Consider the following 26,863-nt stretch of genomic DNA (forward strand, 5'->3'; position numbering starts at 1 on the left):
TTACCAGATGGTTACAACCGGCGGAGCGCGCATTTTTGCATATGCCAAAGGCGTTTTAGGGCTAGGTTTGCAGCGCCACCGACTTATCACTGCAACGCCGATTCGATCGAGCGCCGGGCGGTGTCCCAGCGCACGCCCGGCTAGTTGAGGGTGTTTGGCGGTACTAGACTTCGGGCCGCAATCGAATAATCCCCGCTACATTCTTCATCTGTCGAGTGCCGTTGACACTCTGGTTGTTGCGGTTGCCTTCGGCGGTCTGCAGGGTTGTGCCGTTACCCGGCCCTTGGCGCACGATGCCAATGTGGTCCAGGGTCTTGTCACCATCGAGCCACTCGAAGCAAACGATGTCGCCGCGTTCGGGTGTCAAATCGTCAACAGCGTGCCAAACCCCCTGGTCTTTGGCCCAGGCCTTCCACATTTCTACAAGCGCCATGGTTGCCTTGTGGCCCGGAGGCTGATCGGGGATGGTATAGCCGGCCTGACGCGCACAGTAGGTCACGAAGGCGGCGCACCAGTTGTAGAAAACCGGTTTGCTGCCGATATGCCCGAGCTTTTGCATAGGTGCGCGCAACGGCTTCAGATAGCGCTCAGCTACTGATGATGCGTCGGTCCAGGACAGGCCCATCGAGGCTTCCGTTTCAGCAATGCTCGCCAGGCGTTCGCGGCTGCCGCTGGAAAACACAACGGTCGCGGCTTTGGGTTGTGGCCTGCCGCCCAACGCAGTCCAGCTGACCGGGCCGGCAATGCCGTCTACGGTCAATTCGTTGATGCGTTGAAATTGCCTGAGTGCCTGTTCGGTCAAGGGGCCAAACTCGCCGTCGATTTTCCCGGGGTCAAAGCCTTTGGCGGCCAATGCTGTCTGCAGCGCTGTAACGGCCTTGCCTTTGGCGCCGTTGCGCAGCTCCCCGGGGAAGTCGCCCAGGCTGACGGGCGCAGGCGCCGGGTCGGGCCCGGTAATCAGCGCAGCCGTGCTGGAGTAATCAAGGTTCCAGGCCTGGCCTGCGAGGCCCTGCGTTGGCGCGCGAAATATCGAAGACCCAGGAAATGCATTCAGGAAACTCTGCAAGGTGGCCGCAGTAGCGGGGTGCTTGGCATCTTCTTCGCTACCCCAGATAGGCAGGATAGGGTTTTTCAGACCGAGGCTTTTATGTGCGGCCAGTGCCTCTTTGACTTCCTGCGCATCGGTGGCGCCATACCTGAACTTTTCAAAGTAAATCTGCGGAAAGGCGATATCGGTTTTGCTATCGAGCAGCTTCCAGGGTACCTCGCTATGAAACCCTGGGTGGCCAAAGGACGTATACCCGAGGAACTTGCTGGCCGTAGCTTCGCGTAAAGAGGTGAGTAAATCATCCAGGGGCGCTTTGGCTTTAGGCGATTTCACCTCTGCTTCGACATCGACGATATAGCCGTCCAGGCCACACGCCATGGCCAAGGCCACGGCTTTTACTTCTTCGGCGACAGGGATCGAGGTGCGCTGATCGAAGTGATAGCCCCAACCGACAACACTGATGCCTTTAGCGTTAAAGGCCTGAACGACCGCAGCGGTGCATTGAAAATCCCAGAAAAAATCGTCGGCGCTGCTGTCGTGCAGGTCGTCGAATACTTTCAGATAGACACGTTTGCAGCCTACCTCGGCCAGTCGATTCAGGTAATCACGATCGATTTTGGCCAGGCGCCAGATCCACATACCAGGAGGGGTATCGACGAGTATCTGTTTGACTTCGTCGGGGCTGAGATTTGGCATGACGGGTTCCTCGAAACGAGAAATTGAAATAACTGCCCGTTAAGAATAGTTGCCCGCCAGCGATACCTGATCCAGTTGTGATAGCGCGATGCAGACAAACGCTTGCCGTTATCATTTTCCATGCTCGCCAGACGCGTGTTGTTTGATGATGTCCATTACCGCAGCAGTCATGATTGCGGTGGAAACGCCGAACATGAGAATGCCATTGGCCGCCTCCAGGGGACTGAGCAGACGCCATTGCTGGCTCAGGACCACGTCGCCATAGCCCAGGGTGGCGAAGGTCACTCCGGAAAAGTACAGCGCGGTGATGAAGTCCTCGAATTCACCCAGCAGCAGGAACAGCAGGGCCCACAGCGCCATTTGCACATAGTTGCCGATGAGCATCACCACCATGACCATCGACAGCAAACGCACGTCATCGCTCCAGGAAGGGCTCAGGTTCATCTTGTGTCGCAGCGACACATAGCGACGCGCACACAGGGCTAGAAACAATGCCTGCAACACAACACAGAGCACGATCACCGGTAGGCCTACCAGAAAATTGATCAGCATGGGCGAGCCTCTTCAGCGGTTGGGTTGGACGCATTTCGGCGTTGCCGGCGCTTATCGAGCAGATGAACCATCGCACAGGCATACAGGGTGACCAGAATGAACAGCCCCATGCGGATGGCGAAGGCGGTGTAGACATCCTTGCCGGCGGCGCTGTCCTGCACCGACTGGCCGAGCAGAATGATCATGGTCGTCAGGCTGTTGAGCCAGAAGCCCGGCTTGTAGTTGCCAGGGCTCAGCCCGTAGAGCTTTCGGGCCAGCACCAGCCCGAACAGCAGCATCCACAGGAAGAACATCCACAGGTTGACGAACAGACCCAGGGCGAACCAGAAGAGAATCGCCATCAGGCCGCCGAGCAGGGTCGAGCCGAGCAGCTCCCGCCCGGCAGTGCGCGCACTGGTGGCGGTGCTCTGCTGGCCGAGGTTGACCGACTTCATGATGATCGGCATGTAGCTGGCCGGATCGATCAGCGCCAACAGGAAGGCGGGCATTACCACCAGCGCGGCGCGCAATGCCAGCCAGCTGATGTCATCGGCCGACAGGGCAGGTGGGGGGGCGGGCGGCTGGGTGCCGACCGGGTCAGGGAGCAGCCAGTGGCTGATCGACACCGCCGTGACGGCCAGGAGCAAGCCCTTGACCAGCGATACGATCACCTGCAGTGCCAGGTCGAATTCGGTGGTGCCGGCCGCGCTGATCATCGTCAAGCCAACCACCATGAAGGTGGCGACCAGCGAATTGCCGCCACTCATGCCATAGCGGAAGACCAGAAACAGGCACAGGCCGACCAGCATCACGCCGGTCACCGCGTAGTAATGCAACAGCGGTATCAACAGCAAGCCGCTGCCGGTGGTCACCATCAGCACCACGGCCAGGCCCAGGCTGGCCTTGAACGGCAGTGGTCGATTCATCGCCGCCAGCATCGTCAGCGCCAGCATCGGTGCGATGAAAGGGATCGGCAGGGCCAGGCCGAAGCTCGCGGCCAGACACAGCGCAGTGCCAGTGGCCAGGCGCAGGGCTCGCCTGGCACGGACTTGTTGCTCAGTAGGCATACGACATCCAGCTCATTACGCGCAGGAACAGCCGGCCGAGCAGGTTCAGCGGGTTGCCTTCGCTGGGGAACGCCATGACCTCGGCCTGGCCACCGACACGGATGCCGCTGATGTCGGCCAACTGGCCGGGCGCAAGCTCGATGATCACGGGGAAACGCTGGGCCGGGCGCAGCCAGTCACGGCTGTTCTGTACTGTGGGCAAGGTACCGGCTGGTGTGCTCTGGCCGGTACTGACGCCATAGCCGATGCTGCGCACATGGCCTTCGAATACCGTACCGGGAAGACTATCCAAGACGATGCGTACCGGGGTCCCGGGCCTGACCTTGCCCAGGTTGTTCTCGGTCATGTCGGCGGTGACCCACACATCGTGGATGGCGATCAAGGTCATCAATGGCGCCCCGGCTGCGGCGAACTGGCCGACATCGGTGCGCAGGTCGGTGACCAGGCCGGCCGAGCGGGCACGAACCGTACTGTTGGCCAGGTCCAGTTCGGCCTTGTCTACATTGGCGATGGCGCTGAGCAACTGGGCATTATTTTCGTCGCTGCCACCTTGGGTTTCACGGGCGCGTTCTACTTCTGCCCGCGCTGCAGCAACGTTGGCGACGGCTGCATCGAGGGTGGAGCGGGAAATTTCCAGCCGCCGCAGGGAGATGGTTCCAGGGTCTTCCTTGTACAGGCGCTCGAGGCGTTGCAGGTCCTTGCGCGACATGACCTCGTTGGCCTGGGCGGCTTTCAGGGACGCCATCTTCGAGTCGATGCCTGCGGTGTTGGCGCCGATCTGCTTGCGGGTGGTCTGCAAGTCGGCACGCGCGCGGTCGACAGCGATCTGGTATTGCTGCGGGTTCACTTCGAACAGCACTTCGCCGGCCTTGACGTCCTGATTGTTGCGCACGTTGACTTTGGTGACCCTGCCCGCGACCTCCGCCGCCACCGGAACGACAAATGTCTGCACCCGTGCCTGTTGCGTGTAGGGGGTATAGCGGTCGGCCAACAGGTACCAGACCAGGCTGAGGACAATCAGCACAGCAACCCCATTCACCGCTTTTTTTGTCGGATCGGCCGCAGGCGGCGGTGCGGTTACTTCCTGTTCTTGTTGGCGGTCACTCAATTGACACCTTCCTTCGCTTCATCGAGCAGGTTGCCCCAGTCGGTGCGTTGCTGCATCTGTTGGCGGGTGGCGGGATCGAGCAGCGGACGGTCACTGTACCAACCGCCGCCGAGGGCCTTGTACAGAGCGATCAGGCTGTTGACGGCGGTGTTGCGATTGACCAGGTAGTTATCCTGTTGGGCGAACAGGGCAGCCTGGGCATCGAGTACCCGCTGGAAATCCGAATAGCCTTCACGGTACTGGGCATTGGCCAGGGATACCGAACGCTCGGCTGCAATCGACGCTTCGCTGAGGATACGGTCGCGCTCCAGGGCCTTGACCAGACCGGTCGCGGCATCGTCGGCCTCACGCGCCGCCTGGCGAACGCTGTCCTGGTAGACGACGATCAATTGTTGCAGGCGGGCATCCTGGATGCGCACGTTGTTGGTGATCCGGCCATGGTCGAACACGTCCCAGCGCAGGCTCGGCCCGCCGACCAGGTCCAGGGTGTTGGACGTGCCGTCCAGAGAGCTCGCGGACCAGACGATACTGCCCAACAGGCTGATGGAGGGGTAAAGGTCGGCCTCGGCAACACCGATCAGCGCTGACTGGGCCGCGACTTGCGCTTCTGCAGTACGAACATCCGGGCGGCGTAACAGCAGGTCGGCCGGTACCCCCTGCAGCACGGCGCGGTCGACCAAGGGCACCATACCGGTGTTGGTATGGAGTTCCGGCATCGCGCCGGGCGGGCGACCTATCAAGGTGGACAAGGCATTGCGTGTGCTTGCGACCTGCGCCTCGAAATCGGGGATGGTGCTCAGGGTTCCCAGGTACTGGGTCTTGGCCTGTTGCAGATCGAGCTCGGCATTATCACCGCTGGTGAAAAGGCGTTCGGTGATCTCATAGCTGCGCTTCTGCAGTTTGGCGTTGTTCTTGGCGATGAGCAGGCGCGCCTCTGCGGTACGCAGCGCGTAGTAGGTTTGCGCCACCTGAGCGTGAAGCAGCACCAGAACGTTTTCATAGTTGCTCTGGGCGGCGAACCAGGCTGCATCGGCCGATTCGATGGCGCGGCTGAAGCGGCCCCAGAAATCCAGTTCCCAGCCGATGTCGAAACCCGCGCTGTGTTGCCACAGATGGCTGTCCTGCGGGTTGTCGCCGCCCCATTGGCGACGCTTGAGGTAGACGCTGTCGGCGCTGATCTGCTGGAATTGCGGGTAGCGGTTACTTAACGCGATGCCCAATTGCGCGCGGGCTTCCATCACCCGCAGGCCGGCGATTTCCAGGTCGGCGTTGTGGGCGTCGGCCTCGGCGATCAGGTGGTCGAGCACTGGGTCGGTAAACACTTGCCACCACTGGCGGCTATCGGGTTGCACACGTTGCTGGCTGGCAAGTTCCAGGGCCTGAGTGTTCCAGTGCTCGACCCAGGCCTGGGTCGGTGACTGGAAGTCCGGGCCCAGGCGCACACAGCCGCCCAGGCTCAGGGCGCCACACAGCAGCAGCCGGCTCATGCGCGCAGGACACGACATCAAGCGCACTCTCCTCAGCCTGGTGGATGCTCGTTCGGTGTCTCAAGTCGCGGTTGCTCATCGCGCGGTTGTTCATCCAGCACGTCGATTTGCGGTTGGTCCTCGACCCATTGCCAGAACAGTTGATAGGCGACCGCCAGTGCCACCGGCCCGATGAACAGGCCGATGAAACCGCCGCTGACCATCCCGCCCAAGGCGCCAATCAGGATCACCGGCATAGGCACATCGACGCCGCGGCCCAGCATCAATGGCTTGAGGATGTTGTCGGCCATGCCGGCAATCAGGCTGTAGATGGTGAACACGATGGTGGCAAGCGAGGTGCCTTCAGTGGCAAAGACATAAGCGATTACCGGCAAACTCACGAGAATCACCGGCAACTGCATGATCCCCATCAACAACGCGAGCATGGCCAGCAACCCGGCACCGGGCACCCCCATGAGCACGAAACCGACCCCCACCAGCAGCATCTGGATAAAGGCGATACCCACCACGCCCTGGGCGACCGCGCGGATGGTCGCGGTGCACAGTTCAATGATGCGCGGGCCGCGCTTGGGGCCGGAGAGGCGGGTGGCGATAGCGATGGCGCTGCGTTCGCCGTTTTCGCCGTAGGCCATGAGCACACCGGCAATGATCAGGGCGCCGATGAATAGCAGAAAGCCCACGCCAACACCGGCCATCTTGCCCAGCAAGGTCAAGCCGACCGTCTTGATGTAAGGCATCAACTTCATCAGCACGCTGCTCATGTCGGTCGCCGACTGCATCCAGAAGGTGTAGAGCGGTTTGCCAATGAGGGGCAGGGTGGCGATCTTTTCGTTCGGCAGCGGGATTTCCAGGCTGTCGGACTTGAGCACGGCCAGGGTGCCTTCGATCGAATCACTGATCGAAGTGCCCAGCAGGTAAATCGGTACCATCAGCAAGGCAAGGGCGACAACTACGATCAGGGTAGCGGTGCGACCGTCCTTGTTGCCCAGCTTGCGCTTAAGCATGTTGTGCAGCGGGTACAGGGTAATGGCCAGGATCACTGCCCAGAGCATCAGATTGAGGAAGGGACGGAATATCTCGAAGCAGAACAGCACCAGCACCGTGATCAGTCCGGCGCGAATCAAAACATCGAGTAACCCACCGGACAGCGCCCTTGCAGAAATGTTTGTGCGCAACATTGTCTAGCACCTCGCGATTCGTCACCAGCATCGGGATACGCTTAGGCAGCATAGACGTAGATTTGCCGGGAGATCCAAGCTGATGCAACGAAGTTATGAACCACTGCGCCGCGCAGGCTCAGCCGTGTCTTCGAGGAAAGCCCGCGAAATGGGCAGTGCGGGCACGAGAGGGGTAGGGAATACAACTTCTGGTTGCGTAGTCGCGAGCGAACACATATAACTCAACTAAATGACTATTTAGCATAGTTATTCCTTTTGGTGATAAAAATAAGGGCAGGGTAGCTCATGCGTGATCTCTAACGTTCACGCCTGCACGCTAGCGTTCAAGAATGAGCTAGGGATAGCTCAAATGACGGAGAATTTTGATGCAGCAGCACCTTACACCTTGGATGATCGAAAGCGCCTACCGTTATTTAACGGCCGCAAAACACCTTAGACGCGGACATGACATGCTGGATACGGCGCAGATTAATGCTGCACTTGGCATGGAAATCTTGCTTAAAAGCTTCGTTTCAAAGCCCAGCGGCAATCTTGGCCAGGCCAATGAAACCTATGAACTCGACTACAACGCGATCAAGGCCGCTCACGAGCATTTGAAAGCCGCAGAGAAAATTCCGGCTTATCGGAAAGACAGGCCACCTAATAAGCATGATCTGTTGACGCTGTTCTATGCGATCCCTGAACCGATCAGGCAACGTGTTCGCCTTGATCGTCATGAGCATTGGATCGAGAGATACCGCGACGTTTTCACCAATGCGCGTTATCGATACGAAAATGGTGCGCCGAAAGGTTCCGACGATATTCTGATCGGGATCCTGGATGAGCTGGTTGATAACGTCGTGGATTGGTACCGCGAGCTGGGCAGCCAAGACGTGTTCATCGTTTTTCATGGAATGCCGCCGCTGGAGCTACCGGATTCCAATCTGGAGCCAGAGACCCTGTGAGCAGAGCTTAAAATCTGACCCGCCACCGGCCCCGGGCTTCTATAGGAAGCTTCGCATAATGTATATTATGTTAAACGAGGTGCTATGTCATAGATGTTCATAAGCCGCTATCCCCGTTCACCTATCGCCGACCCTTGGTTCAAATATCGCCGAACCCGTTTCCGCTCAGAGGCTTAGCCCGGAAATCTCGAACCTGACCCACACGACGCATCTCGTGCGGCTTCGGTATTGCCAACCAATGAGTGGGCAGGCCGACCAGTACATGTACCGCGACCAGCACCAAGCAGGTTTCTCTCCAGCCGATCCAGGACTCCAAGGCGGCCACTGCGGGCCACCCGACGGTGCTGGCAAACCCTCCAATCAACGTCAGTCCCGTGATCGCTCCCCTAGCCCGTTCTCCCAGCGCCGGAGGCTATGGCCAGGCCAAGTAGCGACCAAGCTAGGTAGTAGAGCCACAAGGTGCTTGCCACAGACATCACCAAGAGCCCTGCACTCAGCATCAAAGAGCTGAAGACAAGTACAGCACGCCCTCCGCGCCGATCAATCAATCGACCGGCAAGAGGTGAGCAAATGCCAGCAACCAGCATGCCCCAGGACAGGCCACCTACGACGGACGATAGAGACCAGCCCATGTCACGTGCAATGGGGCCAGCCAGTACTGCCGGCAGGTAGAACGTCGACCCCCACGCCAAGATTTGGGTGATGCCCAAAGCGAACACCAACCGTATGCGGTTCACGCTAACGGGCAGGTGCGATTCAAGTCGAATCACGGCAGTCCATTTTAATAGTTGTTAGTGACAACCAAGATGGTCGACCAGGCGTGGGTAGGTCAATCTGATGGTCGGAGAGTTGACGAAATCAATCAGCGCCCATATTGTTGCAGGTAACAACCAATTGGAAAAGACATGTCCAACAAACTTGACGACGATCTGAGCCAAGATGCGGAAGCCCTTTATGAAGCGGTGAACCAGTTGGTGCGGGTCTACCAATTCAGGGATCGCGACCGCATCTGCTGCTACGACGTTTCCGTCACTCAGTGCTACGCCGTTGAAACGTTAGTGAAGCAGGGACCGCTACGCCTCCAGGCGTTGGCAGAAGAGATGTTCTTGGACAAGAGCACCGCCAGTCGTGTTGTCGATACGCTGGAGCGCAAAGGTTACGTCTCTCGCGTAGAAGATCCGGAAGACCGTCGGGCCGTCCGCGTCCAAGCCACTGACGCCGGCGCCGACTTGTATGAGCGAATTCGAGCTGATCTGATCGCTGAAGAGAAAGCAATGATCAGCAGCATGGCACCCGAGGTACGGCAGGGAGCATTGACGCTTCTGCGTCAATTGACCCGCGCCGCTGAGATCCGTTGTGGCTTGGCTAACGACTGTTGCCCAGTCCAACCGAAAGAAAAATGAAGGGGGAAACCCCTTTTTTTACCCATATTGTTGTTACTACCAACAGAAAAGGAAGCTAGATGCATATCCGCCTCGCTCAACTCGGTGATGTTCAGACCATCGCCGACATTTACAACCAGGGGATCGAAGACCGCAGTTCCACCTTTGAGACCCAACCGCGTACCGCCAAGGATGTGCTGCCCTGGGTTACCGATATGTCTCGCCATCCGGTACTGGTCGCGGAGCTCGACGGTGCTGTGGTGGCCTGGGCAAACCTGAGCAGCTATCGAGCGCGGTCTTGCTATGACGGGATCGCCGACTTCTCGATCTATCTGCGGCGTGATGCCCGGAGGCGCGGCATCGGTAAAGCATTACTAAACGCATTACTGAGCGAGGCAGAGGCACGTGGATTCTGGAAAGTCCTCTCCCGCATTTTCACGTTCAACGAAGCGAGCCTGGCGCTCTGCCAATCCTGTGGTTTCCGAAAGGTCGGCGTTTACGAAAAGCACGCCCGCCTTGAAGGCCGCTGGTTGGATTGCGCCATCGTTGAACGAGTCTTCCCCTCCAACCAACCTGACACAGGAGAACGAGCATGAGCCAATCTAATCTTCCCATCGTAATCATCGGCGCCGGCCCCGTGGGGCTGGCGGCTGCTGCGCACGCATTGGCTCGGGGCATGGACCCAATCATTTTTGAAGCAGGCAGCCAGGCTGGAGAAAGCATCAGCCAATGGGGCCACGTCAGTATGTTCTCACCCTGGGAGTACAACGTGGACAAGGAGGCCGCAAAGTTACTGGCGGCAACGGGCTGGCAAGCGCCTAAATCCGACACGTACCCCACAGGACGTGAACTGCTGGATTACTACCTGCTTCCGCTAGCTGCGCTGCCGGTTATCAAGGAACGACTTCATTTGAACACCCGTGTCACTGCTGTCACGAAAGTCGGCGCCGACGTACAGAAAACCAAAGGCCGCGCAGTTGCCCCGTTCCTGGTGCGTGTTCAGGGGCCGAAGGGCGAGCAAGACATCCAGGCTCGCGCAGTCATCGATGCCTCGGGCACGTACGAGACCCCCAACTGGATGGGCGCCTCTGGCATTCCGGCATTGGGAGAGCTGAGCGCTAAAGCGCGAATTGCCTATGGCCTTCCAGATGTGAGTGGCAAGGCACGCAATCGTTACCTCGGGCGCCGAGTACTGGTTGTCGGCGGCGGACACTCGGCATTCAACGCTCTTCAGGATCTGGTCCAACTGCCCGGTACTCAGGTTTCGTGGGCGATCCGCGGACACTCACTAGACAAAATTCTAGGGGGTGGTGCCAATGACAAATTGGCCGAACGTGGCAGCCTGGGTCTGCGAATTCGTGCATTGCTCGAACAAGGAAAGATCTCGCTGTACCAGGATATTTCCATCAGCCAGGTCGACACCACCGAACAGGGTCTCGTCGTGCACAGCAATGGCCAACCTCTGCCAGAGGTGGATGAAATCATCGTGGCCACTGGCTTCCGACCAAATCTGCAGCTTCTAGGCGAACTACGACTGGCAATTGACCCCGCCACTCAAAGCCCTGTTCAGTTGGCTCCGTTGATCGACCCGAACGAGCACAGCTGCGGTACCGTTCGCCCCCATGGCATCGATGAGCTATCCCATCCTGACGAAGGCATCTTTATCGTGGGCATGAAGAGCTACGGTCGTGCTCCGACTTTCTTGATGATTACCGGGTATGAGCAGGTCCGCTCAATCGTGGCTGGGTGCGGATTCCACGCCATCCGGCCACCCAGTCCGCTCTCATCTGGCCAGGCATTCCAGGGCCATCTGGCCACCTGTTCCACGGCCATCCGGCCGGGCAGTCGGAGCGCAGCGACGCAGGGGTGGCATTGTTAGTCCGGGTTGGCTGGCGTCGTCAATTTCTGCGTCCGTTTGCGCATTGATTCACCCTTCAGATTGATCCGGTAAGCGTTGTGCACCAGGCGGTCGAGGATAGCGTCGGCCAGGGTCGGATCGCCGATCAGTTCGTGCCAGTTGTCCACCGGCATCTGGCTGGTAACGATGGTCGAGCGCTGGCCGTAGCGGTCGTCCAGTAGCTCCAGCATGTCGCGCCGCTGTTCGGCGGTGAACGGGGCCAAGCCCCAGTCATCGAGGATCAGCAGGTCGGTCTTGGCGTAGCTGCTCATCAGCTTGGCGAAGCGCCCGTCGCCATGGGCCAGACCCAGTTCTTCCAGCAAACGCGGCAAGCGCAGGTAACGCACGCTGTAGCCTTCTCGGCAGGCCTGGTGGGCCAGGGCGCAGGCCAGCCAGGTTTTACCGACACCGGTGGGGCCGCCGATGATCAGGTTGAGGCCGTCGCGTAGCCACTGGCCGCCGCTCAGTTGCAGGATCAGCGCCTTATCCAGCCCGCGCGGGCTGCGGTAGTCGATGTCTTCGAGGCAGGCGTTGTGCTTGAGCCGGGCCTGGCGCAGGCGGCTGCTCAGGCGCTTGTCGTCGCGTTCAGTCAGCTCGCGGTCGACCAGCAGGCCGAGGCGTTCCTCGAAGCTCAGGCTGTCGATGTCCGGGGTTTTCAGTTGTTCGTTCAGCGCCTTGAGCATGCCGTGCAGGCGCAGGGTTTGCAGCTTGTCCAGGGTCGGATGGGGCAGCATGGTGGGATTCCTTGTGTTCAGTGGTAGTAGCCGGGGCCGCGCAGGTTGGCGTGGTCGTCCGGCAGCAGGGGCAGGTGCTGCTGGGCCAGCGGCAGGTTCTCCAGCCCCTGGCGCAGGATCGATTCGAGGCTCTTGTAGCTGCACGTGCCGAGGCTGATGGCGCGACGGCAGGCCAACTCCAGGCGCACTTCGCCGTGGGTTTTGCCCAGGCGCAGGATGCCCAGGCAGGCCCGGTAGCCCTGCTGCGGATGGATGCGCCGTTCGAGGATGTGCCGGATCACGCCGGCGGTGTTCGGCCCGGTCTGCTCGGCCCAGCGGATCAGCCGTTGTGGCGTCCACTCGGCATGCTCGCGATGGCTCTTGGGCATGTGCTCGGCCTGCGTGCTGTGCCGGCCCTTGTGCATTGAGCGCAGGTGGCTGGCCACTCGCTGGTTGGCGTGGAAACACTCGACGGTGCGCGCCGTCAGGCGCACCTCCAGCTGCTTCTTCACCAGTTGATACGGCACCGAGTAGTAATGCCCATCGACCTCGACGTGGTAGTCGATGTGCACCCGCGCTTTCTTCCACTCGGCGTAGACGTAGGGTTGCTCCGGCAGGGGGCGCAGCGCCGGACGATCCAGGCTGTCGAAGGCCGTCTGGCGCGAGCCCGGCAGCTTCTTGAACGGGCGTTGGTTGAGCCGCTCCAGCAACACGGAGATGGCGCTGTTGAGTTCGTCCAAGGAGAAGAACTGACGGTTGCGCAGGGCCGCGAGGATCCAACGCTCGACCACCTGCACGCCGACTTCGGCCTTGGCCTTGTCGCGCGGTTTGCGTGCCCGCGCCGGCACCACCGCCACTCCGTAGTGCTCGGCAAGGTCGCGGTAGCTGGGGTTGATGTCCGGCTCGTAACGATGGGCCTTGCTCACCGCGCTGCGCAGGTTGTCCGGCACCACGATCTCCGGCACGCCGCCGAGGAAGGCGAAGCAACGGGTATGCGAGCCTAGCCAGTCCGGCAGCTGCTGCGACCAGGTGGCTTCGGCGAAGGTGTAGCTGGACGCGCCGAGCACCGCGACGAACACCTGCGCCTGGCGGATCTCGCCGCTGTGGCGGTCGATAACCGGCACCGTCTGGCCGGCATAGTCGACGAACAGCTTCTCGCCGACGCGGTGCTCCTGACGCATCACCACGTCCAGCTTGCCCTGCCAGGCCCGGTAGTGCTCACAGAACCAGCTGTACTGAAAGCCCTGCGGCTGGCTCAGGCGGTACTCCTGCCAGAGCAGCGCCAGGGTCACCCCGGGGCGGCGCAGTTCGGCATGCACCCATGCCCAATCGGGTAAAGGCCGCTTCTCGCTGGCAACCGCCGGGGCCGGCGGGAACAGTTGCTGCTCCAACTCGGCATCGGACAACGAACAGGGCCAACTGAGACCACTGGCGGCAAAACGATTGAGGTAGTCGCCGACGGTGACACGACCGACCTGCACGCTGACCGCAATCTGGCGAGCTGATAGTCCGACCTCGAACTTGAGACGTAGTACTTCGCGAATCTTACGCATGGATAAACGCTCCACGACGACCTCTCTGCTTCGAAAAAGAGGTCGATGGTAGTGAAGAAATCCTGCGTAGCTGCCTGCCCGGTTGAGTGGCCGGATGGCCGTGGAATCAGTGGCCGGATGCGCGTGGAATGGGTGGCCGGATCAGCGTGGAATCGGTGGTCAGATGCTCATGGAATGGGTGGCCAGATGACCGTGGAATCCGCAGGCTGGGCTTGCGGGCGACTGGGATGCTGCACGGCGTGTTGAGCTTGAACTTCCTGAAACCGGTGTCTGCAGCCTTCAGTTCGAGGAGCAAGATCAAACTTCCAGCTGCTGCGCGCCCGAACCCGCTACTCAGGCCAGTTGCTGTGGATCAACGGAACCTTTGACAGCGCCTTCAGCCCAGCAGGCGAGCTGCTGCACGCCGGTAAGCCTCACCTAGGCAAGACCCCTGCACCTGCTCCTTCGCCCTGCCCAAATTCAAACCTGGCGGGGCGAAGCTGACGGGTGAGGCAAACGCCATCCATTCAGGTGTTCAAGGAGTCTGGGCATCAGGTAAGCCGCATCGGCCCCTACCCCCCGTAGTGTCGCCGAGGCGAAATTTCTTTGCTTAGGTAGACCTACGAAGTACAAGCCAGGCACCTGATTTGCCACGCCGTTTCTCTGCAGCACACGTCCTTGCTCGTCAGCGACTGGGAGCTGTGACAGAAACTCCAGGTTTGTTTGGAAGCCCGTCGCAAAGATCAGCGCATCGACCTGGGTCGTGCTTCTGTCCGGCCAGACAACAGCATCGGATAGCACTTCCTGGAACATTGGCCTGCGCCGGAATCGAACGGAGTTGAGAGCCTTCCGGTACTTACCGGTGTCGAGTACGGGCGTGCTCTGGTCACTCAACCATCGTGTTTGCTCTAGCTTGGTGAATTTCAGCCAGGTATGAAAATCGAGCCCGAGGATTCGCTGCGGGAAGAAACGGATTTTCTCGCGGGTAGCCAGCACTACCTCAGCGACGCCTGCAAGCTCATAGGCGATCTGAACAGCTGAGTTCGCAGCTCCAACCACTACAACGCGCTGGCCAGCAAAGGGCTCTGGCGTTCGATAAGCCGAACTGTGCAGACAAGTCCCCGAAAAGCTCTCCAGCCCTAGAATACTGGGCGTGAACGGACGGCTAAATCCTCCCGATGCGACGACCACAGAACGTGCGCAGAAGGTCGCCCCAGTGTCGCAGCGAACCTCAAATACCTTTTCCTTCTGCGCTACGCCCATCACTCGGGTTCCGCCCTGAAAAGGCAGTCGAAACTCGCCAGCGTAGGCCTCCAGGTACCTCACCACCTCGTCCCGTAGCGGATAGCTCTTGGGGTCGCCAGGAAACGGCAGTCCTGGCAGCGCTGAGTATTCCGCCGGCGAGAACAACTGCAAGCTGTCGTAATAGTTACGCCAGTTTCCGCCTGGGAGTGTCTGCTCATCGATGATGAGAAAATCCAAGCCGTGTTGCTGCAAGTGCCAACCAAGCGCCAAACCTGCTTGGCCTCCCCCAATGACAATTACATCCAAAGTACGACTCGATTCATTCATATGTGCACACTCATGCATATATCAAGAGAAAAAAAGCCAAACTACGGGCAGCACAGCGAAACAAGACCCTTGGTTCGCTGGAGGAGTATCTCCAAACGTTCAACGATCGCCCCGCCATTCACTTCATAGAAAACCTGTCTGCCCACTTTGGTGGCTTTCACTATGTGAGCGTCGTGCAGCACCTGTAAGTGCCTTGAGATCACGGAGCGCTCCTGCGGCAAGGCTTTGGCGATTTCGCCGACATCCGCCCTCCCTAGCTGAAGCACGCGCTTGAACACCGCGACCCTAGAGGGTTCGCAGAGAGCTTTGAAGAAGGCTTCATCCAGCGACTCGATGGCAGCATCGATAGCTTGGGCGCGGAGATTATCGGTAGTCATCATGAGCGCAATATATGTGCATGAAGACGCACATGTAAAGCCACCCATCATCGCAAGCTTGCGATACATTCGGAAAAGCGTATATTCGGAAAACCATATACATGCAGAGTACCTAGTGATGACTGGCAAGATCCGCGTCCTGTTTGTTTGCACCACCAACGCTGCTCGCTCCCAGCTCGCCGAAGCATTGCTCCGACACACAGACCCTGTGCGCTTCGAGGCTTTCAGCGCAGGTACTCAGCCTGGCGAAGTCGACCCGCGAACCTATGCCGCCCTTGAGCACCTCGCCATCGACTCCAGCGCCCTGCATAGCAAGTCCATCGACGAGTTCGCCGGTGAACACTTCGACTACGTCATTACCCTCTGTGACAAGGCCGCCCAGGAATGCCAAGCGCTTCCGGCATTTGGCGAGCAGCTGGTATGGAGCTTCGAAGACCCTGTCACCAGCGAAAAACACGACGCCTTCCGCCACACGCTTCACGAGATTCATGAGCGCATCAAGATGTTCGTCCTCGTGAAAACCAAACACTGAGAACCGCTATGACTGACTCGCTGACCCCTACCAAGGTTTTCAAATGCCTCGCCGACGAGACCCGCATTCGGATGATGTTGCTGATTGCTCGCGAGGAAGAGCTCTGCGTCTGTGAACTGACCTGTGCGCTGGAAGAAAGCCAGCCCAAGGTTTCCCGCCACCTGGCGCAATTGCGCACGTGTGACCTGCTGGAAGACCGCCGCCAGGGTCAATGGGTTTACTACCGGCTACATCCCGAGCTGCCCGCCTGGGTACGCGAGGTCCTGGCAACGACGCTGGAGGCCAATCGCGAATGGCTGAGCACCAGCTCCAAACGACTGGACACCATGGGTGACCGCCCGCAGCGCGTGGCCTCCTGCTGCTGATCACTGCCGAGAAAAGCCGATGAAAGTTCTGTTCCTCTGCACCGCCAATAGCTGCCGCAGCATCCTGTCCGAAGCCGTGTTCAACCACCTGGCCCCGACCGGTATGAAGGCCTTCAGCGCCGGCAGCCAGCCCAAGGGCGAGGTGCATCCGTTGTCCATCGCCGCGTTGCAGCGCGCCGGTATTTCCACCGATGGTCTCAGCAGCAAGTCCAGTGATTCACACGCCGAGTTAGCCCCGGACTTTGTCATCACCGTCTGCGACAAGGCCGCTGGCGAAGCATGCCCCGTGTTCTTCGGGCCGGCAGTAAAAGCTCATTGGGGGCTTTCCGATCCGTCGGACCTACAAGGTAGCGCCGCCGAACTGGATGAGGCTTTCGACGCCACGTTTGAACACATCAAGCGCCGCATTACGGCATTTCTCGCATTGCCTTTCGAACAACTGGATGCCGCCCAGCTCAAGGCCGAGCTGGCGCGCATCGGAACGCTCTGACGTTAAGGGAGATTCATCATGAGCAAGAGCCGCCTTTCATTCCTCGATCGCTACCTAACGGTCTGGATCTTTTTGGCCATGGGCCTTGGCATTGGCCTCGGCAGTCTCTTCCAGGGACTGCCTGCATGGCTGAACAGCCTGTCGGTTGGCTCAACAAACATCCCCATTGCCATTGGCCTGATCGTCATGATGTACCCACCATTGGCGAAGGTGAAATACGAGGAGCTGCCACAGGTCTTCAAAGACAAGCGCATCCTCGCCTTGTCGCTGATTCAGAACTGGGTGATTGGCCCGGTGCTGATGTTCGGGCTGGCTGTCGTATTCCTCTCCGACAAGCCCGAGTACATGACCGGCCTGATCCTCATCGGCTTGGCACGCTGCATCGCCATGGTGCTGGTGTGGAACCAGATCGCGGGCGGCAATAACCAGTACGTTGCGGGCTTGGTCGCCTTCAACAGCATTTTCCAAATCCTGTTCTTCAGCGTGTATGCCTGGATCTTCCTGGGCCTTCTGCCGCCGCTGTTCGGCCTGGAAGGTAGCATCATCGAAACCAGCTTCATCGAAATTGCCCAATCAGTACTGATCTATCTGGGTATCCCATTCCTGGCTGGCTTCCTGACCCGCAAGATCCTGATCAGCCGTAAGGGCTTCGCATGGTACGAGGAGCGCTTCATTCCGAAGATCAGCCCGCTGACGCTCGTAGCGTTGCTGCTGACCATCGTCGCTATGTTCAGCCTGAAAGGCGACATGGTGCTGCAACTGCCTCTGGATGTGCTGCGCATCGCCATCCCACTGACCATCTACTTCGTGGTGATGTTCTTCATCAGCTTCTGGATGGGCAAGCTGCTGGAGGCCGACTACCCACGCACCACCGCGCTGGCATTTACCGCTGCCAGTAACAACTTCGAACTGGCCATTGCCGTGGCCATTGCCACTTTCGGCCTTGCCTCGCCGGTAGCGTTTGCCACCGTCATCGGGCCATTGGTGGAAGTACCGGTACTGATCTCCCTGGTCGGCGTTGCCTTGTGGCTCAAGCGTCGCTGGTTCGATCAGCCATCTGGTGCCTTGTCCCAGGAGTGAAATCATGACCGAACACCATATCCCCAACATCGACAGTGATCTGATCGATCTGCCGTCTTCCGAAAAGCTGGCTATCGAGAAGCAGTCCACTCACAAACCGCGAATCCTGCTGCTGTATGGATCGACCCGAGAACGCTCTTTCAGCCGCCTTCTGACCGAGGAAGCAGCCCGCCTGCTAGAGCACTTCGGTGCCGAGACGCGGATATTCAATCCGTCCGGCCTGCCGCTGCCGGATGACGTACCCGACGACCACCCCATGGTCAAAGAGCTGCGCGACCTGGTGCTCTGGTCGGAAGGCATGGTCTGGTGTTCGCCAGAACGCCACGGTGCGATGACCGGTGTGTTCAAGTCGCAGATCGACTGGATTCCGCTGAGCATGGGGGCCGTGCGCCCGACGCAGGGCAAGACCCTCGCGGTGATGCAGGTTTGCGGTGGCTCGCAGTCGTTCAACGTGGTCAACCAGCTGCGCGTGCTCGGCCGCTGGATGCGCATGTTCACTATCCCTAACCAGTCGTCAGTGCCGAAGGCCTATCTGGAGTTCGACGAAGCGGGCCGCATGAAGCCTTCTGCGTACTATGACCGCGTCGTCGACGTGATGGAGGAGCTGGTGAAGTTCACCCTGCTTCTGCGTGATCGTGCCGACTACATGGTTGATCGCTATTCCGAACGTAAAGAGTCCGCTGAAGAACTGTCGAAGCGCGTCAATCAACGCTCCATCTGAGGCTTTTGAGCATGCAACTGCACCCGTATTCCGTGCTGACTACTCCACAGTTGATCGGCCAACTGATCTTCACCCCGTGCCCTGGCACCAAGGACACGTCGGTCTCCCAGGCTCTAGCGACACTGCGCGATGCCGGTGCGAGCGCACTGGTAACCCTGATGCCGGATGAAGAGCTGCTGCAGAACGAGGTCGATCTACTGCCTGAGGAATGCCAGCTGTTGGGCCTCGAATGGTTCCACCTGCCGGTGGAGGATGATCAGGCTCCCGGCGAGCCCTTTGCTGCCGCCTGGGAAACCCATCGCGAGCGCCTGAAAGAGCTGGTGATGGCTGGCAAATCGATCGCTATTCACTGCAAGGGTGGCTCGGGCCGTACCGGCTTGTTCGCAGCCCGCCTGATGATCGAGTGCGGTGTCCCTGTGCACGAGGCCATCGCTCAGGTTCAGGCCCTGCGCCCGCGAGCGATTCAAAACCCTGCACACGTCAGCTACATCAATCAGTTCATCAACACCCTCTGACCGCTCGCGATCCGCGACTAGAGAACAAGAACATGGCAATCAAAGTAGGCATCAATGGGTTTGGCCGTATCGGACGCTTGGCGCTGCGCGCATCCTGGGACTGGCCGGAATTCGAATTCGTACAGATCAATGACCCGGCCGGGGACGCTGAGACCCACGCCCACCTGATCAACTTCGACTCGATCCACGGACGCTGGCACCGCGAAGCAGGTGCAGAAGGCGACTCTGTGGTGATCGATGGCAAACGCATCAAGGTCACCGCGAACAAGACCATCGCCGACACCGACTGGTCGGGCTGCGACCTGGTCATCGAGGCCAGCGGCAAGATGAAGTCGGTAGCCGTGCTCCAGGCTTACCTGGATCAGGGCGTCAAACGCGTGGTGGTCTGTGCCCCAGTGAAGGAAAAAGGCGCGCTGAACGTGGTGATGGGCGTAAACCAGCACCTGTTCGAGCCGGCTCAGCACCGCATTGTCACCGCCGCTTCCTGCACCACCAACTGCTTGGCTCCGGTGGTCAAAGTGATCCACGAGAACCTGGGCATCCGCCACGGCTCGATCACCACCATCCACGACCTGACCAATACCCAGAGCATCCTTGATACCCCGCACAAGGACCTGCGCCGCGCCCGTGCCTCAGGCATGAGCCTGATCCCGACCACCACCGGTTCGGCCACAGCGATCGCCGAGATCTTCCCCGAACTGCGCGGCAAGCTGAATGGTCACGCCGTGCGCGTACCGCTGGCCAACGCCTCGCTGACCGACTGCGTGTTCGAGGTGGCGCGTGAAACTACGGCTGAAGAGGTCAACTTGCTGCTGAAGGCGGCTGCCGAAGGCCCGCTGAAGGACATCTTGGGTTACGAAGAACGCCCACTGGTGTCCATCGACTACCGCACCGATCCGCGGTCTTCGATCATCGATGCGCTGTCGACCCTGGTGGTCAACGGCACCCAGGTGAAGATCTACGCCTGGTACGACAACGAGTGGGGTTACGCCAATCGTGCAGCGGAGCTGGCCCGACTGGTCGGCACGGCGGAGTAAACGGCGATCATGAAGGCGTTGTCAGCCCTGTCTACGGAAGTGCGTCAGTACCTGCTGGTTACCGGCAACTACTGGGCCTTCACCCTCACCGACGGCGCATTGCGCATGTTGGTGGTGCTGCACTTTCATTCGCTGGGCTATACGCCGCTGCAGATCGCGGCATTGTTCCTGTTCTACGAAGTGTTCGGCGTGATCACCAACCTGGTGGGCGGCTACCTCGGCGCCCGCCTGGGTCTCAATCGCACCATGAACATCGGCTTGGGCATGCAGGTCCTGGCCTTGCTGATGCTCACGGTGCCAGCGGCCTGGCTGACGGTGCCTTGGGTGATGGCAGCCCAAGCCTTGTCCGGCATCGCCAAGGACCTCAACAAGATGAGTGCCAAGAGTTCTATCAAGCTCTTGGTGCCAGATAGCCAGCAAGGCACCCTCTACAAGTGGGTAGCCATCCTCACCGGCTCGAAGAACGCGCTCAAAGGCGTGGGCTTCTTCCTAGGCGGTGCACTGCTCGCGCTGCTCGGCTTCTCCATGGCGGTGCTGGCCATGGCGGCGGTGCTGGCATTGATCTGGATAGGCAGCTTGCTGCTGCTAAAGAAAGACCTGGGCAAGGCCAAGGCCAAACCAAAATTCCGCGACATGCTGTCCAAAAGCCGGGCGATCAACATCCTCTCGGCCGCACGATTATTTCTCTTTGGCGCTCGCGACGTCTGGTTCGTCGTAGCGCTGCCGGTCTACCTGAGCACCACATTTGGTTGGGACTTCTGGTTGGTCGGCGGCTTTCTTGCCGCCTGGATCATCGGCTACGGTATCGTGCAGTCGTTTGCCCCCAGCATCACCGGCAAGAAGCGCGGTCATGTGCCCGACGGGCGAGCTGCCTTTTCCTGGGCTATCGCCCTAGCCGGACTACCCGCGCTCATCGCTATGGGCCTGTCTTCAGGTTGGTCAGCTCAGGTGGTGCTACTTGGTGGGCTGATGCTGTTCGGCGTGCTGTTCGCCGTGAATTCATCGCTGCACAGCTACCTGATCGTCAGTTATGCCAAGGAGGATGGGGTATCACTGGACGTCGGTTTCTACTACATGTCCAACGCTCTGGGACGGCTGGTCGGCACGCTGCTTTCCGGCTGGGTGTTCCAAGCTTATGGCCTGGAAGCCTGCTTGTGGGTATCGAGCGTATTTGTACTGGCTGCCGCACTCATATCAATCGCCTTGCCCAGGCACGGCGAGACTCCACAGCAGCCAAGCTGACCAGCGACCATCAGGCGGGGGCTCTCATGCCTCCGCCTTTACCAGTAACTGCTCGATTTCAGCGACTGTACTGCGGGCTGTACGGGTAACCCCGATCAAAGTCGCCGACGCCGATCCCGTCCATTCGCCATAGCCCACCAGCCACAGCCTGGGTTCGTTCACAGCGTGAGTCCCCTCCACCGCCACGCGCCCTTCCTCGGTAACTACCCCAAGGCTGGCCAGGTGCCCCAACGCCGGTTTGAATCCGGTGCACCAAATCACCGCATCGACTGCCGTCTCCGAACCATCGGCCCAGACCACTCCATCATGCGTAAAGCGCACAAAGGGACGCACTGCGTGCAGTACGTCCCGTTCACGCGCCTCGACCACAGGCGGCACCATCACGACATCACCCAACCCTCCGACAGGCTGATCAATGACTCGCCCTTCCATCTGGGCTCTCCAGCGTTCCGTGGCTCTCTCGAACAGCACACGGCCGTCCACATCGTCAGGCAAGAAAAGCGGATCGCTTGGCGTCACCCAGGTCGCGTCCGCCACTTTCGACACTTCAGCCAGGATCTGAGCCCCAGAGTTGCCGCCCCCGACAACCAGCACACGCTTCCCCGAGAAGGCCTGAGGTTCAACATAGTGGGCGGAATGCAGCTGTTGGCCATGGAACAACTCGGCACCGGGGTACGCGGGAATATTGGGGTTGCTCCAGGTTCCTGTGGCACTGACAACGGCTTTGGCATCCCAATGCCCCTGCTCCGAATGCACACGCAACGCGCCGGCGACGCGCTCGACAGAGGTAACCCGCACGGGCCGTTCGATGGGGAACTGATAACGCGCTTCATACTGGGTCAGGTAATCAATGACATGCTCGCGAGAGGGATAGCCATCCTGTACCGACGGCATCATCCAGCCGGGAATGGAACTCCAAGTGGCCGGAGAGAACAATCGCAGGGACTCCCAGCCATGACGCCAGGCCCCTCCGCCCCCCTGCTCGGCATCAAGAATAATGAACGAGAGCTCGGTGCGACGTAAGAAATACGCTGTAGCCAGGGCCGCTTGCCCACCGCCGATGACGACCACATCCCACAAGTGCTCTGCATGAGCTTTCATCCAGACGCTCCTACGAACCAGTAATGGGAGTCTATCTTTTCACGAATCTGAGGGTGTGACATAGAGCAGGAATGTAGTGGTCTAATGAAACCGGACACCCATTTAGGCGAGAATGCTCGCCACAGAGAGGTGTCTGATGACCAAGCAACGCCGTACCTTTACGCCCGAGTTCAAGCGCGAAGCTGCCAGCCTGGTGCTCGATCAGGGCTACAGCCATATCGAAGCCGCCAGGTCGCTTGGGTTGGTTGAATCAGCCCTGCGGCGCTGGGTCAACCAGCTCCAGCAAGAACGAGTCGGTGTCACTCCGACCAGCAAGGCGCTGACGCCCGAGCAGCAAAAAATCCAGGAATTAGAAGCCCGAATCAATCGGCTGGAACGGGAAAAATCGATCCTAAAAAAGGCCACCGCGCTCTTGATGGCCGAGGAACACGAGCGTTCGCGTTAATTGATCAACTTCGTTCTGAGGAGCCTGTTGATCTGTTGTGCTCGGTATTTGAAGTCACCCGATCTTGCTATTACACGTACTGCCGCAAACGTCGATTTCCAGACGTTGAGCGGCTGGTTTTGCGCAGCCGCGTGAATGAGCTGTTCACTCAAAGCCGCAGCGCGGCGGGCAGCCGAAGCATCATGCTGATGATGCGCGAGAACGGCATAGCGATTGGGCGATTCAAGGTGCGCAAGCTGATGAGCGAGATGAAACTGATCAGCAAGCAACCCGGCTCACACGCCTACAAAAAAGCGACGGTTGAACGGCCGGACATTCCGAACGTACTGGATCGGGAGTTCACCGTGTCGGCGCCAAATGAGGTCTGGTGCGGTGATATCACGTATATCTGGGCTCAAGGTTGCTGGCACTATTTAGCGGCTGTAATCGATCTGTTCGCCCGCCGCGTGGTGGGCTGGGCGTTTTCATCGAAGCCCGATGCCGACCTGGTAATCAAGGCCTTGGACATGGCCTATGAGCAGCGTGGCCGGCCTCAGAACGTGCTGTTTCACAGCGACCAAGGAAGCCAATACGGCAGCCGAAGTTTCCGTCAGCGACTGTGGCGCTATCGCTTCAAGCAGAGCATGAGTCGGCGTGGCAACTGCCACGACAATACACCGATGGAACGGTTGTTCCGCAGCCTAAAAACGGAATGGGTACCGACCGTGGGCTACATGAGCGCTTCGCTAGCACAGCAGGATATCGGCCGGTTTTTGATGCAGCGCTACAACTGGCAACGGCCACATCAATTTAACAGCGGGCTGGCGCCCGCGGTGGCCGAGGAAAAACTTAACGCAGTGTCCGGGACTAGTTGACCACTACAGCATTTCATTAATACTCGGCTAGCATCAGCAAAAAAGCGGCGTGTCCACCGAAATGTGCTGTGGGTGCGGGTACCTATTTCCAGTCCATAGGTTTCATAGCGCTGAAGCGCATGTTGGAGGTGGACAGGGATAGGACGCGGTATGGCGACTCTAGCAGCTGCAGCACACGCTCAACGTTGGCGGTCAAGCTTTCCAGGGCTTCCATCGACCTGGACGGCTCAACCACCTGTACCATCCGACCGTGGCTAACTGGTGTTGTTGGATCGTCGTAAGCGTGTCGCGGCGCGAGCTAGATTCGCCGTGGAAGCAGGTCGGATCGGCGAGGCTAAGACGGCCGCGGAAACCGAAGTCTATGAACATAGAACGATGAACAACCACATCTATTTCGACACTATTTAACCAGTAAAAATAGGCTTGCAAGCGACTTATGAACATCTGACATCGCCCACTTGTTAAATTAGGTGCCATGTTAAAAATGTTCATGAGTTTCGTGTCCAATCCCACATACCTCCGGTCAAATCCCCACAAACCCCCGTTTTCCAGAAAATCAAAAGCTTGGGTTCCATTCATAATCCTATCTCTGCGCATGGCCCTTCACTAACCTCCGGTTGACCCTATCCGACCCTCAACCCCATTCGACCATGACATCCACCATGGCAATGCTGCAGCTTTCTGCTACAGGTGTACGGACCGGAGACATGGTTTACACGTGTACGGGGACATGGTTAACACTTCCTGGCGAGCCAACTTTGCCGGGAAGCCATCATGCCTTGGAATACGAGAGACGCCATGAGCCTGAAAGAAGAGTTCGTTGTCTTGGCCCAGCAACCCGGCTGCAACAGAAGAGAGTTGTGCCAACGCTTTGGCATCAGCGCCCCAACGGGATACAAATGGCTTAAGCGCTACGCAGCGCATGGGAGTCAGGGGCTTTTGGAGAAGTCCCGCCGCCCGATTACAAGCCCTGATCAGACGCCACCCGCACTGGAGTCGTCCGTGCTAGAGCTTCGCCAGCAACATCCTGAGTGGGGTGGACGCAAGATCAGTCACAAGCTTGATTGCCGTATTGCTCCGAGTACCGTTACCAATGTTTTGCATCGCCACGGACTCATTCAGCCTCCCGAAAAGGAGGTGCAGCTGTTTGCGAAGCGCTTTGTACACGATGCCCCCAATGATCTTTGGCAGATGGACTTCAAGGGGAATTTTCCGACTCAAGAAGGTCGATGCCACCCTCTGACTGTGCTAGATGACCACTCGCGCTTCAACTTGGCGATTCAGGCCTGTGCGAATGAGCGCACAGTTACGGTACAGGAGAGATTGACCGAAGTTTTCCGTCGCTACGGGCTGCCGGCCCGGATCAATGTGGATAACGGCCCACCGTGGGGCTCGCCGCGTAATCCGGGGGAAATTGCGATGTTGAGCATATGGTTGATTCGCCTGGGCATCAGGGTCAGCTTCAGTCGTCCCCACCACCCACAAACTAACGGCAAGATCGAACGCTTCCATCGTGCACTCAAAGCTGAAGTGCTCAACGGGCGGCATTTTCGCAGCATTGCTGAGACCCAGAATGCCTTTGACCACTGGCGTGAGATTTACAACCACCAGCGCCCTCATGAGGCCCTCGAGTATGAAGTGCCCATGGAGCATTACCGTGTAAGCCCTTGGGCTTTTCCGGAAAAACTATCGGAGTTTGAATACGGCCCGGACGACGTGCTTGTAAAGGCCTATCACTGTCGATTCCGCTTCCGAAAACGTTACTTCAAGATAGCCAAGGGCCTAACTGGTTATCTTTTGGCAGTACGCTCACTTCCTGGTAGCGAAGATCTGTTCAACGTCTATTTCTGCCATCACCTGGTACGAACCATCGACGTGAATCAGCCTGATTCTGGTCGATAATGTATAAACCATGTCTCCGCACGTGTGTAAAGCATGTCTCCGGTCCGTACAGCTACAGGTTAAAGGAGCCATCACTCATTCGTCATGACTCGGCCGTTCATCCCATTCCCGATTTTCCCTCCCTACGTTTACTGGAGGCCAAATCAGCTTCGATCCTTTCCTACGAATCTAGCTGTGGCTGATCGGCTAGCCCAGATAGACTTGGCAGCCCATCCCTTCATCAACATCTGGTACGTCGACAGGTTGAATCGCCCCGGGTTTCGTAGACACCTCTTTGCCTTAAACTGAGGCCAATTAGGAGGTGCCATGAGCAACCCGCGTTACCCCGAAGAATTCAAAATCCAAGCGGTCAATCAAGAGAATAAAAATGAACGGCTGTTTCTGGCCGTTTTCTGCCGGTCCTCACCGGCAGCTATGGGTTGTCGATTGCTGCCCTTCGCGATAGGCATCAATCGGCCAAAAGCGGAAATCCATGCAGGTAACTAGACTGTCGCTAAGCCAGTAGCTTTTTTTGATCCAGGTCAACTGTCGCAAAGCTGCCAGCGCTAGTGTCTAGCTTACTTTTGCTACGGGTTGAGCAGATGACCAGGTTCCGGAACCATCAACGCACGTTGCTACGCATGGCCTTGGTGCTGTGGGTACTGGCGTTCGGGGTTGCGGCCAGCCATTGCTGCCTGTCCTACTCAGAGCATGACCACGCACTAGCCCATACGGACGTCTCAGCCAGTCTGGAGGGGCATACGCACCAGTTGCATGCCAGCGGCTGTTTACAATGCTGTGACGACAGCGTATCCGCGCTCAATCTGGCGCCGAGGTACCTTCCGTTCGGCCAGGTCCTCAGGGTGCTTCTGCTCACGCTTCCCGTTCTCTTCCTGCCTGCCGTCATCCCTCCGCGCTTCGGCACACTCGCCATGCAACGGATTGCGCCGCCCCGGCCGCCGGCACGCCTGAGCTTCGTCCGCTTCAACGATTGACCCACCACTCGTGCACCCGGGCTACCGGGCACACAGCCTTGCTGCGCCTGCACGACCAGGTGCGGCTGCGCTT

27 protein-coding genes and 2 pseudogenes are annotated in these 26,863 nt (G+C 59.0%); 17 read left to right on the forward strand and 12 right to left on the reverse strand.

What is annotated here, in order from left to right; translation table 11 throughout:
* Window positions 1-163 precede the first annotated feature (163 nt).
* The 6 genes from PSAKL28_RS12545 to PSAKL28_RS12570 all read right to left on the reverse strand — a co-directional run bounded on the left by PSAKL28_RS12545 (window position 164) and on the right by PSAKL28_RS12570 (window position 7,115).
* The gene (locus tag PSAKL28_RS12545; protein ID WP_051939334.1) at window positions 164-1,744 is read right to left on the reverse strand and encodes a peptidoglycan-binding protein; all 1,581 of its coding nucleotides are present in this window, start codon (window positions 1,742-1,744) and stop codon (window positions 164-166) included.
* 111 nt (window positions 1,745-1,855) lie between these two features.
* Window positions 1,856-2,296, reverse strand: coding sequence for a potassium channel family protein (locus PSAKL28_RS12550; protein WP_038610729.1), 441 nt, complete (start codon window positions 2,294-2,296; stop codon window positions 1,856-1,858).
* Window positions 2,290-3,342 (reverse strand): DUF2955 domain-containing protein, encoded by a 1,053-nt coding sequence (locus PSAKL28_RS12555; protein ID WP_038610732.1) that lies wholly within the window; start codon window positions 3,340-3,342, stop codon window positions 2,290-2,292. Before PSAKL28_RS12555 ends, PSAKL28_RS12550 begins: the two co-directional genes overlap by 7 nt.
* Window positions 3,332-4,450 (reverse strand): HlyD family secretion protein, encoded by a 1,119-nt coding sequence (locus PSAKL28_RS12560; RefSeq protein ID WP_038610735.1) that lies wholly within the window; start codon window positions 4,448-4,450, stop codon window positions 3,332-3,334. The genes PSAKL28_RS12555 and PSAKL28_RS12560 overlap by 11 nt, the downstream gene beginning before the upstream one ends.
* Entirely contained in the window at window positions 4,447-5,955 is a 1,509-nt protein-coding gene (locus PSAKL28_RS12565; RefSeq protein WP_038610737.1) for an efflux transporter outer membrane subunit, read from the reverse strand. Before PSAKL28_RS12565 ends, PSAKL28_RS12560 begins: the two co-directional genes overlap by 4 nt.
* A gap of 14 nt (window positions 5,956-5,969) precedes the next feature.
* The gene (locus PSAKL28_RS12570; RefSeq protein WP_038610740.1) at window positions 5,970-7,115 is read right to left on the reverse strand and encodes an AI-2E family transporter; all 1,146 of its coding nucleotides are present in this window, start codon (window positions 7,113-7,115) and stop codon (window positions 5,970-5,972) included.
* A 365-nt stretch (window positions 7,116-7,480) separates the two neighbouring features.
* On the opposite strand from PSAKL28_RS12570, the gene PSAKL28_RS12575 reads away from it, so the two are divergent.
* From PSAKL28_RS12575 to PSAKL28_RS12590, 4 genes are all read left to right on the forward strand, one after another.
* Window positions 7,481-8,059, forward strand: a complete 579-nt coding sequence (locus tag PSAKL28_RS12575) for a hypothetical protein (RefSeq protein WP_038610743.1) — start codon at window positions 7,481-7,483, stop codon at window positions 8,057-8,059.
* Window positions 8,060-8,964: 905 nt separating this feature from the next.
* Window positions 8,965-9,462: a MarR family winged helix-turn-helix transcriptional regulator gene (locus PSAKL28_RS12580; RefSeq protein ID WP_038610746.1), complete on the forward strand. Its 498-nt coding sequence runs from the start codon at window positions 8,965-8,967 to the stop codon at window positions 9,460-9,462.
* 59 nt (window positions 9,463-9,521) lie between these two features.
* Window positions 9,522-10,037: an arsinothricin resistance N-acetyltransferase ArsN1 family A gene (locus PSAKL28_RS12585; RefSeq protein ID WP_038610749.1), complete on the forward strand. Its 516-nt coding sequence runs from the start codon at window positions 9,522-9,524 to the stop codon at window positions 10,035-10,037.
* A complete protein-coding gene (locus PSAKL28_RS12590; RefSeq protein ID WP_167335123.1) occupies window positions 10,034-11,320 on the forward strand; it encodes an NAD(P)-binding domain-containing protein in 1,287 nt (428 codons plus the stop codon). The genes PSAKL28_RS12585 and PSAKL28_RS12590 overlap by 4 nt, the downstream gene beginning before the upstream one ends.
* Here PSAKL28_RS12590 and istB read toward each other — a convergent pair.
* From istB to PSAKL28_RS12610, 4 genes are all read right to left on the reverse strand, one after another.
* Complete coding sequence (gene istB, locus PSAKL28_RS12595; protein ID WP_003290589.1) at window positions 11,317-12,072, reverse strand: IS21-like element ISPpu7 family helper ATPase IstB; 756 nt, start codon at window positions 12,070-12,072, stop codon at window positions 11,317-11,319. The genes PSAKL28_RS12590 and istB overlap by 4 nt on opposite strands.
* 17 nt (window positions 12,073-12,089) lie before the next feature.
* Window positions 12,090-13,604, reverse strand: coding sequence for an IS21-like element IS1491 family transposase (istA, locus tag PSAKL28_RS12600; protein ID WP_019364253.1), 1,515 nt, complete (start codon window positions 13,602-13,604; stop codon window positions 12,090-12,092).
* A 459-nt stretch (window positions 13,605-14,063) separates the two neighbouring features.
* Window positions 14,064-15,155 (reverse strand): flavin-containing monooxygenase, encoded by a 1,092-nt coding sequence (locus PSAKL28_RS12605; protein ID WP_051939336.1) that lies wholly within the window; start codon window positions 15,153-15,155, stop codon window positions 14,064-14,066.
* A gap of 41 nt (window positions 15,156-15,196) precedes the next feature.
* The gene (locus tag PSAKL28_RS12610; protein WP_084589153.1) at window positions 15,197-15,535 is read right to left on the reverse strand and encodes an ArsR/SmtB family transcription factor; all 339 of its coding nucleotides are present in this window, start codon (window positions 15,533-15,535) and stop codon (window positions 15,197-15,199) included.
* A 115-nt stretch (window positions 15,536-15,650) separates the two neighbouring features.
* Between PSAKL28_RS12610 and PSAKL28_RS12615 the strand changes: the two genes are divergently transcribed.
* From PSAKL28_RS12615 to arsJ, 8 genes are read left to right on the forward strand one after another with little or no spacing between them, the layout of a single operon-like run.
* Window positions 15,651-16,064, forward strand: coding sequence for an arsenate reductase ArsC (locus PSAKL28_RS12615; protein WP_038610755.1), 414 nt, complete (start codon window positions 15,651-15,653; stop codon window positions 16,062-16,064).
* Window positions 16,065-16,072: 8 nt separating this feature from the next.
* A complete protein-coding gene (locus PSAKL28_RS12620; RefSeq protein WP_028944961.1) occupies window positions 16,073-16,429 on the forward strand; it encodes a metalloregulator ArsR/SmtB family transcription factor in 357 nt (118 codons plus the stop codon).
* Window positions 16,430-16,448: 19 nt separating this feature from the next.
* Window positions 16,449-16,919 carry an arsenate reductase ArsC gene (locus PSAKL28_RS12625; RefSeq protein WP_038610760.1) on the forward strand — a complete coding sequence of 157 codons (471 nt, stop codon included), beginning with the start codon at window positions 16,449-16,451 and terminating at the stop codon, window positions 16,917-16,919.
* An 18-nt stretch (window positions 16,920-16,937) separates the two neighbouring features.
* Window positions 16,938-17,999 (forward strand): ACR3 family arsenite efflux transporter, encoded by a 1,062-nt coding sequence (gene arsB / locus PSAKL28_RS12630; protein ID WP_038610763.1) that lies wholly within the window; start codon window positions 16,938-16,940, stop codon window positions 17,997-17,999.
* A gap of 4 nt (window positions 18,000-18,003) precedes the next feature.
* Window positions 18,004-18,720 (forward strand): arsenical resistance protein ArsH, encoded by a 717-nt coding sequence (arsH, locus tag PSAKL28_RS12635; RefSeq protein WP_038610766.1) that lies wholly within the window; start codon window positions 18,004-18,006, stop codon window positions 18,718-18,720.
* A gap of 11 nt (window positions 18,721-18,731) precedes the next feature.
* Window positions 18,732-19,235 carry a cyclin-dependent kinase inhibitor 3 family protein gene (locus tag PSAKL28_RS12640; RefSeq protein WP_038610770.1) on the forward strand — a complete coding sequence of 168 codons (504 nt, stop codon included), beginning with the start codon at window positions 18,732-18,734 and terminating at the stop codon, window positions 19,233-19,235.
* A gap of 32 nt (window positions 19,236-19,267) precedes the next feature.
* A complete protein-coding gene (locus tag PSAKL28_RS12645; protein ID WP_038610773.1) occupies window positions 19,268-20,272 on the forward strand; it encodes an ArsJ-associated glyceraldehyde-3-phosphate dehydrogenase in 1,005 nt (334 codons plus the stop codon).
* 9 nt (window positions 20,273-20,281) lie between these two features.
* Window positions 20,282-21,514, forward strand: a complete 1,233-nt coding sequence (arsJ, locus tag PSAKL28_RS12650; RefSeq protein WP_038610775.1) for an organoarsenical effux MFS transporter ArsJ — start codon at window positions 20,282-20,284, stop codon at window positions 21,512-21,514.
* Window positions 21,515-21,538: 24 nt separating this feature from the next.
* On the opposite strand, the gene PSAKL28_RS12655 is transcribed toward arsJ, so the two are convergent.
* Entirely contained in the window at window positions 21,539-22,615 is a 1,077-nt protein-coding gene (locus PSAKL28_RS12655) for an ArsO family NAD(P)H-dependent flavin-containing monooxygenase (protein ID WP_038610778.1), read from the reverse strand.
* A 136-nt stretch (window positions 22,616-22,751) separates the two neighbouring features.
* Between PSAKL28_RS12655 and PSAKL28_RS12665 the strand changes: the two genes are divergently transcribed.
* Window positions 22,752-23,914, forward strand: a protein-coding gene (locus tag PSAKL28_RS12665; protein WP_096335665.1) for an IS3 family transposase whose coding sequence is annotated in 2 segments (ribosomal slippage) — window positions 22,752-23,007 and window positions 23,007-23,914 — 1,164 coding nt in all. Because the reading frame shifts where the segments join, the coding sequence is not laid out codon by codon here.
* Window positions 23,915-24,005: 91 nt separating this feature from the next.
* Here the strand turns inward: PSAKL28_RS12665 and PSAKL28_RS28155 are convergent.
* Window positions 24,006-24,247: pseudogene (locus tag PSAKL28_RS28155) on the reverse strand (serine--tRNA ligase); the annotation flags it as partial.
* A 441-nt stretch (window positions 24,248-24,688) separates the two neighbouring features.
* Between PSAKL28_RS28155 and PSAKL28_RS12670 the strand changes: the two are divergent.
* The 4 genes and pseudogenes from PSAKL28_RS12670 to PSAKL28_RS28160 all read left to right on the forward strand — a co-directional run bounded on the left by PSAKL28_RS12670 (window position 24,689) and on the right by PSAKL28_RS28160 (window position 26,790).
* Complete coding sequence (locus PSAKL28_RS12670; protein ID WP_038608658.1) at window positions 24,689-25,816, forward strand: IS481 family transposase; 1,128 nt, start codon at window positions 24,689-24,691, stop codon at window positions 25,814-25,816.
* Between the two features lie 306 nt (window positions 25,817-26,122).
* Window positions 26,123-26,302 (forward strand): hypothetical protein, encoded by a 180-nt coding sequence (locus PSAKL28_RS27660; RefSeq protein ID WP_157687024.1) that lies wholly within the window; start codon window positions 26,123-26,125, stop codon window positions 26,300-26,302.
* 127 nt (window positions 26,303-26,429) lie between these two features.
* Window positions 26,430-26,510 (forward strand): annotated as a pseudogene (locus PSAKL28_RS28765) (hypothetical protein); the annotation flags it as partial.
* Window positions 26,491-26,790, forward strand: coding sequence for a hypothetical protein (locus tag PSAKL28_RS28160; RefSeq protein ID WP_503328006.1), 300 nt, complete (start codon window positions 26,491-26,493; stop codon window positions 26,788-26,790). The pseudogene PSAKL28_RS28765 and the gene PSAKL28_RS28160, both read left to right, overlap by 20 nt.
* The last annotated feature ends 73 nt before the right edge of the window (window positions 26,791-26,863 follow it).

It is taken from the genome of Pseudomonas alkylphenolica (assembly GCF_000746525.1).
In the GTDB taxonomy this organism is placed as follows: domain Bacteria; phylum Pseudomonadota; class Gammaproteobacteria; order Pseudomonadales; family Pseudomonadaceae; genus Aquipseudomonas; species Aquipseudomonas alkylphenolica.

What these genes read in the sequence shown, in the direction of transcription:
- PSAKL28_RS12575 (WP_038610743.1), top strand. Translation starts at nt 7,481, where the DNA reads ATGCAGCAGCACCTTACACCTTGGATGATCGAAAGCGCCTACCGTTAT.
- PSAKL28_RS12545 (WP_051939334.1), bottom strand. Translation starts at nt 1,744, where the DNA reads ATGCCAAATCTCAGCCCCGACGAAGTCAAACAGATACTCGTCGATACC.
- arsJ (WP_038610775.1), top strand. Translation starts at nt 20,282, where the DNA reads ATGAAGGCGTTGTCAGCCCTGTCTACGGAAGTGCGTCAGTACCTGCTG.
- arsB (WP_038610763.1), top strand. Translation starts at nt 16,938, where the DNA reads ATGAGCAAGAGCCGCCTTTCATTCCTCGATCGCTACCTAACGGTCTGG.
- PSAKL28_RS12570 (WP_038610740.1), bottom strand. Translation starts at nt 7,115, where the DNA reads ATGTTGCGCACAAACATTTCTGCAAGGGCGCTGTCCGGTGGGTTACTC.
- PSAKL28_RS12555 (WP_038610732.1), bottom strand. Translation starts at nt 3,342, where the DNA reads ATGCCTACTGAGCAACAAGTCCGTGCCAGGCGAGCCCTGCGCCTGGCC.
- istA (WP_019364253.1), bottom strand. Translation starts at nt 13,604, where the DNA reads ATGCGTAAGATTCGCGAAGTACTACGTCTCAAGTTCGAGGTCGGACTA.
- PSAKL28_RS12565 (WP_038610737.1), bottom strand. Translation starts at nt 5,955, where the DNA reads ATGTCGTGTCCTGCGCGCATGAGCCGGCTGCTGCTGTGTGGCGCCCTG.
- PSAKL28_RS12625 (WP_038610760.1), top strand. Translation starts at nt 16,449, where the DNA reads ATGAAAGTTCTGTTCCTCTGCACCGCCAATAGCTGCCGCAGCATCCTG.
- PSAKL28_RS12580 (WP_038610746.1), top strand. Translation starts at nt 8,965, where the DNA reads ATGTCCAACAAACTTGACGACGATCTGAGCCAAGATGCGGAAGCCCTT.
- PSAKL28_RS12585 (WP_038610749.1), top strand. Translation starts at nt 9,522, where the DNA reads ATGCATATCCGCCTCGCTCAACTCGGTGATGTTCAGACCATCGCCGAC.
- PSAKL28_RS12620 (WP_028944961.1), top strand. Translation starts at nt 16,073, where the DNA reads ATGACTGACTCGCTGACCCCTACCAAGGTTTTCAAATGCCTCGCCGAC.
- PSAKL28_RS12550 (WP_038610729.1), bottom strand. Translation starts at nt 2,296, where the DNA reads ATGCTGATCAATTTTCTGGTAGGCCTACCGGTGATCGTGCTCTGTGTT.
- PSAKL28_RS12640 (WP_038610770.1), top strand. Translation starts at nt 18,732, where the DNA reads ATGCAACTGCACCCGTATTCCGTGCTGACTACTCCACAGTTGATCGGC.
- PSAKL28_RS12590 (WP_167335123.1), top strand. Translation starts at nt 10,034, where the DNA reads ATGAGCCAATCTAATCTTCCCATCGTAATCATCGGCGCCGGCCCCGTG.
- istB (WP_003290589.1), bottom strand. Translation starts at nt 12,072, where the DNA reads ATGCTGCCCCATCCGACCCTGGACAAGCTGCAAACCCTGCGCCTGCAC.
- arsH (WP_038610766.1), top strand. Translation starts at nt 18,004, where the DNA reads ATGACCGAACACCATATCCCCAACATCGACAGTGATCTGATCGATCTG.
- PSAKL28_RS12615 (WP_038610755.1), top strand. Translation starts at nt 15,651, where the DNA reads ATGACTGGCAAGATCCGCGTCCTGTTTGTTTGCACCACCAACGCTGCT.
- PSAKL28_RS12610 (WP_084589153.1), bottom strand. Translation starts at nt 15,535, where the DNA reads ATGATGACTACCGATAATCTCCGCGCCCAAGCTATCGATGCTGCCATC.
- PSAKL28_RS12605 (WP_051939336.1), bottom strand. Translation starts at nt 15,155, where the DNA reads ATGAATGAATCGAGTCGTACTTTGGATGTAATTGTCATTGGGGGAGGC.
- PSAKL28_RS12655 (WP_038610778.1), bottom strand. Translation starts at nt 22,615, where the DNA reads ATGAAAGCTCATGCAGAGCACTTGTGGGATGTGGTCGTCATCGGCGGT.
- PSAKL28_RS27660 (WP_157687024.1), top strand. Translation starts at nt 26,123, where the DNA reads ATGAGCAACCCGCGTTACCCCGAAGAATTCAAAATCCAAGCGGTCAAT.
- PSAKL28_RS12645 (WP_038610773.1), top strand. Translation starts at nt 19,268, where the DNA reads ATGGCAATCAAAGTAGGCATCAATGGGTTTGGCCGTATCGGACGCTTG.
- PSAKL28_RS12670 (WP_038608658.1), top strand. Translation starts at nt 24,689, where the DNA reads ATGCCTTGGAATACGAGAGACGCCATGAGCCTGAAAGAAGAGTTCGTT.